This window comes from Paracoccus sp. UBA889, assembly GCA_002294185.1.
In the GTDB taxonomy this organism is placed as follows: Bacteria; Pseudomonadota; Alphaproteobacteria; order Rhodobacterales; family Rhodobacteraceae; genus Paracoccus.
The window spans coordinates 63,983-70,018 of record DBFD01000021.1 but is presented as its reverse complement, the minus strand read 5'-3'; the positions used below and the strand labels follow the sequence as shown (position 1 = coordinate 70,018).

Genomic DNA, 6,036 nt, shown 5'->3' with positions numbered 1-6,036 from the left:
ATGGCCATTCTCGTCGACAAGACCACCAAAGTCATCTGCCAGGGCCTGACCGGCTCGCAGGGCACCTTCCACACCGAACAGGCCATCGCCTACGGCACGCAGATGGTCGGCGGGGTCACGCCGGGCAAGGGCGGGCAAGAGCATATCGGCCTGCCGGTCTTCAACTCGGTCCACGAGGCGGTGGCAAAGACCGGCGCGACCGCGACCGCGATCTATGTGCCCCCGCCCTTCGCGGCGGATTCGATCCTGGAGGCCATCGACGCCGAAATCCCGCTGATCGTGGCGATCACCGAGGGCATCCCGGTGCTGGACATGATGCGCGTCAAGCGCGCGCTGGAGGGCAGCAGAAGCCGCCTGATCGGACCGAACTGCCCCGGCATCATGACGCCCGGCGAATGCAAGATCGGCATCATGCCCGGCAACATCTTCCAGCGCGGCAGCGTCGGCGTGGTGTCGCGTTCGGGCACGCTGACCTACGAGGCGGTCAAGCAGACCACCGATGTCGGCCTGGGCCAGTCCAGCGCCGTGGGAATCGGTGGCGACCCGATCAAGGGGATGGAACATGTCGACGTGCTGGCCATGTTCCTGGACGATCCGGAAACCGAATCGATCATCATGATCGGCGAGATCGGCGGCTCGGCCGAGGAAGAGGCGGCCGAATTCCTGGCCCGGCAGAAGAAGAAGGGCCAGTGGAAGCCCACCGCCGGCTTCATCGCCGGGCGCACCGCGCCCGCGGGCCGGCGCATGGGCCATGCGGGCGCCATCGTCTCGGGCGGCAAGGGCGACGCGGAATCGAAGATCGAGGCCATGAAGAAGGCCGGGATCGTCGTCGCCGACAGCCCCGCGGGGCTGGGCGAGGCGGTGCTGAAGGCCATCAAGGGCTGATGATTTGACACCGGGCGCCGCCCTCGCGACGATGGCATGGCACGGGCAAGGAGTGGGTGAATGACAGCCAACCGCAGAGGCGCCTCGCTTGGAACGCTTCCGGGCGTGATGCGCGGCCCGTGCGGCGCGGCCTTGCCCGACCGGCGCGCGGCGATCGCATCTTGCCCGCGTGACCTGATCCCTCGGCCGGACATGTCCCTGGCGGGGATCGCCGGTCGCGGACGCGGATCGGCGCATCGCCCGGCCCGCCCATGATGGTTCCGGGCATCAGCGTGACCGACCTGCGCCCGGCGCTGCTGCTGGGTTCGCTGCTGCTGTCGGGCTGCGGCGAACGCGCGACCGAAGACATCCTGCGCGGCGGCATTCCCGCCCGCACCGATCTGCATCAGGCCAGCACCCTGCCGCCGGATTCGGTGCGCACCGTAGCGCGCCGCGACTTCGGCTGGCGGCTGATCTATCGGCCCGCCCGCGCGCCCGCCAATGCCGGACCGGCCGCCGCAAGCGCCCTGTGCGGGCTGGAACGCCGCGCCGTGGCGCGGATCGACCAAATCCCGCGGATCGACCCCCTTGCCGATCCCGGCGCACGTATCATCGACATCTATTGCGCATGAGGAGATCGGGCATGATTGTCAACTTCACCCCCATCACGACGATCCGCAAACCGGCGCTTGCCGTTGCGGGGCTGCTGGCGCTCGCGGGCTGCGTGCCGCCGCCGGGCGCGCCGACCACCACCGGCCGCAGCGCCGCCGCGACCTCGCCCTATGCGATGGCGCCCGCGGCACCCCGCACGCCCCCGCCGGCGATCAGGCCGCCCGCCGAGATCGCGCCCCCCACGCCGGTCGCGCCCAGCTTTTCGGGACCGATGGACAGCCGCACGGGCATGCGGCAGTCCGCTGTCGTGTCGGTCTCGGGCAATGCCGATCGCGGCTTTTCGGTGATCTTCCGTCCGAAGCAGACCGAACCCGCCAGCGTCGACGGCGCGGCGGCCAGGCTCTGCGGCGACGCGGGCGTGGCCTCGGCCCGCACCAATTCCGGCGGCGGCTCCAGCGCCATGCCGGGCGTGTCGGTGATGGTGGTGAAATGCGGCGCGACGGCGTGACGGCTCGCCGACATCACCCGGATTTCGGCTGTCTCGCCGGCCCCGTCCTAGGCCGGCGTCGCGAAAGCCTGCGACCAGTTCACGGTCGGGATTCTCGGATCGGCGGCACAGGCGGCGATCTCGTCGGCCAGCGATTCTCGGATCGCCGCGCGGTCCGGCTCGCTCACCTCTATCGTGGTGCGGTTCATGCGGTCGATGCGCGCCCAGGCTGCCTTGCGCCATTCCCGCGGCACCAGGGCGCGCGCCACGCGCTTCAGCGCGGGGTTGTAGAGCGCGGCCTTCACCGTCCGGCTTTGGGTGACATAGCTTTCATTGCGATTCCGGTCGGCAGGCACATCTGCGACCGGTTCCACGCCCAGGTTCCGGCTGACCTGCCGCAACAGCGCCTCGCCCTGGGCGGCGTGGAAATCCAGGACTTCAAGCCGGTCGCCGAACAGCGCGTCATAGCGGGCGATCTGGCCGGAATATCGGCTGCGCAGGCGGTGATAGAAAAGCGGATGCCAGCCATCCGCGATCCTCTGCGCCTCGGCCCGCAGCGAGGCGGTCAGCCCCAGCGTCTCCAGCTGGTCACGCCGGGTGTGCTGATATTCAGAGATGATGCGCGCCACCGGGTCGCGCAGGACGGCCAGGATCCGGATCTCGCCCACGTCCGGACGCGCCGCGAAATCGGCGATGCGGCCGGCGGCGGCGGGGTTCCACAAGTAGTCGGTCGAGGCGTCCAGACGCCACGCCGCGGCGGGCTTGTGCGCGAACAGGGCGTGGTAATCGGCCAGATCACGCGGGATGCGGGCAAAGGCGCGCGCGCCGGGTCCGGACCAGCGCCGCTCGGCGAAATCGGTGAAAAAGCACGGCTCCTTGCCACGGGCCAACGCGATCTCCGGCAAGGCGCCCAACATCGCTGCCAGATTGCTGGTGCCGCATTTGGGCGCCCCGATCAGGAAGATGTAGTTCTGCATCCCGTCACCTTTCACATCCGGCCTTGCGGTCCCGCCGGCGGCCCGCGATTTGCGTCGGCATACATGTCGCGCCGCGCCCCGACCAGACCCGCATCCCGGCTTCTCATGTCTCGCTAAAGGTCCGAAACGATGAACGACCAGCCCAAGAACACCGATTTCCACGATTCCTCCTTCCTGCAAGGCCATAACGCCGCCTGGGTCGAACAGCTCTATGGCCAGTGGGCCAGGGATCCGGCCGCGGTCGATCAGGCCTGGGACGAATTCTTCCGCGGCCTCGGCGATGCCCAGGAAGACGCGCTGCGCGAGGCCGAGGGCCCGTCCTGGTCGCGCGCCGACTGGCCGCCGATGCCGCATGACGACACCACCGCCGCGCTGACCGGCGAATGGCCGATGTCCGGCAAGGCCGAGGCCGACGAGGCGATGAGGAAGATCGCCGGAAAGGCCGCCGAAAAGGGGGTCGAACTGACCACCGACCAGATGCGGCAGGCGGTGCTGGACAGCATCCGCGCGCTGATGCTGATCCGCGCCTACCGGATCCGCGGTCATCTTCACGCCGATCTCGACCCGCTGAAGCTGCGCCATGTCCCCGATCATGGCGAATTGAAGCCCGCCACCTATGGCTTCGGTCCCGGCGATCTGGACCGGCCGATCTTCATCGACAACGTGCTGGGTCTGGAAGTCGCCACCATGCGCCAGATCTGCGAATTGATGAAGCGCACCTATTGCGGCACCTTCGCGCTGCAATACATGCATATCTCGAACCCCGAGGAAGCCGCCTGGCTGAAGGAACGGATCGAGGGCTATGGCAAGGAAATCGCCTTCACCCGCAACGGCCGCCGGGCGATCCTGAACAAGCTGGTCGAGGCCGAGGGATTCGAGAAGTTCCTGCATGTCAAATACATGGGCACCAAGCGCTTCGGCCTCGATGGCGGCGAGGCGCTGATCCCGGCGATGGAACAGATCGTCAAGCGCGGCGGCGCGCTTGGCGTGAAGGAAATCGTCATCGGGATGCCGCATCGCGGCCGACTGTCGGTGCTGGCCAACGTGATGTCAAAACCCTACCGCGCCATCTTCCACGAATTCCAGGGCGGCAGCTTCAAGCCCGAGGACGTGGACGGATCGGGCGACGTGAAATACCATCTCGGCGCCTCCTCCGACCGCGAATTCGACGGCAACATCGTCCACCTGTCGCTGACCGCCAACCCCTCGCATCTGGAGGCGGTGAACCCGGTCGTGCTGGGCAAGGCGCGCGCCAAGCAGGACCAGCTGGGCGACCGCAAGGCCCGCACCGCGGTGCTGCCGGTCCTGCTGCACGGCGACGCGGCCTTCGCCGGCCAGGGCGTGGTGGCGGAATGCCTGCAGCTTTCGGGCATCCGCGGCCACCGCACCGGCGGCACGATCCATATCGTCGTGAACAACCAGATCGGCTTTACCACCGCGCCGCATTTCAGCCGCACCTCGCCCTATCCGACCGATATCGCGCTGATGGTCGAGGCGCCGATCTTCCACGTCAACGGCGATGATCCCGAGGCCGTCGTCCACGCGGCCAGGGTCGCCACCGAATTCCGTCAGAAGTTTCACAAGGACGTGGTGCTGGACATCTTCTGCTATCGCCGGTTCGGCCATAACGAGGGCGATGAGCCCATGTTCACCAACCCGGCCATGTATGCCAACATCAAGGGTCACAAGACCACCCTGCAGATCTACACCGACCGGCTGGTCAGGGACGGGCTGATCCCCGAGGGCGAGATCGAGGACATGAAGGCCGCCTTCCAGGCCCATCTCGCCGAGGAATTCGAGATCGGCAAGAACTACAAGCCGAACAAGGCCGACTGGCTGGACGGCAAGTGGTCGGGCCTCGAACGCGAAGGCGCGGAATATGTCGCCGGCAAGACCGGCATCCCGGCCGCGATGATGACCGATATCGGCCGCGCGCTGACCAGCGCCCCGGACGGCGTGAGCCTGCACAAGACCGTGGGCCGCCTGCTGGCGGCCAAGAAGGAGATGTTCGATACCGGCAAGGGGTTCGACTGGGCCACAGCCGAGGCCCTGGCCTTCGGCTCGCTCCTGGTCGAGGGCCGCGGCGTCCGCCTGTCGGGCCAGGACAGCATGCGGGGCACGTTCAGCCAGCGCCATTCCGCGATCATCGACCAGAAGTCCGAGGATCGCTATTATCCGCTGAACCATATCCAGGGGGACCAGGCCCGCTACGAGGTCATCGATTCGATGCTGTCGGAATACGCGGTGCTGGGCTTCGAATACGGCTATTCGCTGGCCGAACCGAATACCCTGACCCTGTGGGAGGCGCAGTTCGGCGATTTCGCCAATGGCGCGCAGATCATGTTCGACCAGTTCATCTCCTCGGGCGAGAAGAAATGGCTGCGCATGTCGGGCCTGACCATGCTGTTGCCGCATGGCTACGAAGGCCAGGGCCCGGAACACAGCTCGGCCCGGCTGGAACGGTTCCTGCAGATGTGCGCCGAGGACAACTGGATCGTCGCCAACTGCACCACGCCGGCGAACTATTTCCACATCCTGCGCCGCCAGATGCATCGCGGCTTCCGCAAGCCGCTGGTCATCATGACCCCGAAATCGCTGCTGCGGCATCCGCTGGCGGTCAGCCGCGCCGAGGAATTCCAGTCCGGCTCCACCTTCCACCGGGTGCTGTGGGACGATGCGCAGCGCGGCAATTCCGACACCAAACTGGTCCAGGACGGCAAGATCAAGCGCGTCGTGCTGTGTTCGGGCAAGGTCTATTACGACCTGCTGAAGGCCCGCGACGAGGCCGGCGTCACCGATGTCTACCTGATGCGGCTGGAACAATTCTACCCGTTCCCGGCGCAGGCCATGGTTGCCGAACTGGGCCGCTTCAAGTCGGCCGAGGTGATCTGGTGTCAGGAGGAACCCAAGAACCAGGGGGGATGGACCTTTGTCGAACCCTATATCGAATGGGTGCTGGAACGGCTGGGCGCGAAACATGGCCGGGCGCGCTATGTCGGGCGCAACGCGGCGGCCTCGCCCGCCACGGGCCTCGCCTCGCGCCACAAGGCCGAGCAGCAAGCCCTGGTCAACGAAGCCCTGAATATCGAAGGATGA

Annotated in this window: 5 protein-coding genes; 4 read left to right on the top strand and 1 reads right to left on the bottom strand. The window is 67.2% G+C overall.

Annotated elements, in window-relative coordinates; genetic code table 11:
• From sucD to B4L36_RS03510, 3 genes are all read left to right on the top strand, one after another.
• Positions 1-885: a succinate--CoA ligase subunit alpha gene (gene sucD / locus B4L36_RS03520; RefSeq protein ID WP_292952435.1), complete on the top strand. Its 885-nt coding sequence runs from the start codon at positions 1-3 to the stop codon at positions 883-885.
• Positions 886-1,136: 251 nt separating this feature from the next.
• Positions 1,137-1,496, top strand: coding sequence for a hypothetical protein (locus B4L36_RS03515; protein ID WP_292952433.1), 360 nt, complete (start codon positions 1,137-1,139; stop codon positions 1,494-1,496).
• Positions 1,497-1,507: 11 nt separating this feature from the next.
• Positions 1,508-1,984, top strand: coding sequence for a hypothetical protein (locus B4L36_RS03510; RefSeq protein WP_292952431.1), 477 nt, complete (start codon positions 1,508-1,510; stop codon positions 1,982-1,984).
• 47 nt (positions 1,985-2,031) lie between these two features.
• Here B4L36_RS03510 and B4L36_RS03505 read toward each other — a convergent pair whose 3' ends face one another.
• Complete coding sequence (locus B4L36_RS03505) at positions 2,032-2,940, bottom strand: sulfotransferase (protein ID WP_292952428.1); 909 nt, start codon at positions 2,938-2,940, stop codon at positions 2,032-2,034.
• Positions 2,941-3,069: 129 nt separating this feature from the next.
• Between B4L36_RS03505 and B4L36_RS03500 the strand changes: the two genes are divergently transcribed.
• Positions 3,070-6,036, top strand: coding sequence for a 2-oxoglutarate dehydrogenase E1 component (locus B4L36_RS03500; RefSeq protein WP_292952425.1), 2,967 nt, complete (start codon positions 3,070-3,072; stop codon positions 6,034-6,036).